Source organism: Streptomyces sp. YS-3, assembly GCF_045257485.1.
Taxonomy (GTDB): domain Bacteria; phylum Actinomycetota; class Actinomycetes; order Streptomycetales; family Streptomycetaceae; genus Streptomyces.
This window is the reverse complement of the sequence record NZ_JBJHPC010001135.1, coordinates 1-789: the sequence shown is the minus strand read 5'-3', so window position 1 is coordinate 789 and position 789 is coordinate 1. Positions and strand designations below refer to the sequence as shown.

General features: G+C 71.1%; 1 protein-coding gene. It reads left to right on the top strand.

The window, feature by feature from the left end; translation table 11 throughout:
- Positions 1-162: 162 nt before the first annotated feature.
- Positions 163-708: a toxin gene (locus ACJA3G_RS37950; RefSeq protein WP_406557538.1), complete on the top strand. Its 546-nt coding sequence runs from the start codon at positions 163-165 to the stop codon at positions 706-708.
- Positions 709-789: the final 81 nt, after the last annotated feature.

The window sequence follows — 789 nt, the reverse complement described above, 5'->3', positions numbered from 1 at the left end:
ACCCTGTCACACCGGCCCCACCCTCCCGCGAAGGCTTACCTCCGGTCACCCCGTCCTGACCGTGGCCGTGTTCACGCCCGTTCGTTAAGATGCGCCGATCCATCGATCCATCGCATGCCAGACGACCGCGTGACCACGCCCCAGAGGGACCCAGAGGCACACATGTCCATGCGCGCGCTGCGGAGAGAGTGCGAAGCCGGGCTGGCGGATCTGCCGATCCCCGCCCCGTTCAGCATCCCCGCCCTCGTCGCGAACATGGAGGAGGCCCGGGGCCGGACCATCGTGCTGCGGGAGCTGCCCGAGCGCCTCGCGCGCGTGAACGCCGCCTGCGGACTGCGGCTCAAGGCCGGCGGGACCAGTCTCGTCCTCTACCGGCGCCGCCCCACCGACTACCAGACGCAGCACGTCATCCTGCACGAGCTGTGCCACGAGTGGTTCGACCACGGCACGTCCCTCGACGCCGACCAGCTCGCCGCGCTGCTCCCGGTCTTCGACAGTTCGCTCGTCGGCCGGATGCTGAAGTCCGGCGCCACCGTCCAGGCGCGCGCCCAGTACGACACCCACGACGAGCGCGTGGCGGAGTTCGGCGCCTCCCTCATCCCAAGGATGGCCCTGGACGTGACCAGCGACGACATGGTCGGACGGCTCTCGGACTCGCTCTCACGGCCGGTCGCCCACCGCCGCAGAGGCTTCTTCCGCCGCGACTGACCCGACGACTTGTCCGGGGGCCGCCCCCGCGATGCCCCTGCGACCGATCCCGTGGGCCGCTCCCCACGAGTGCCCCGAAGG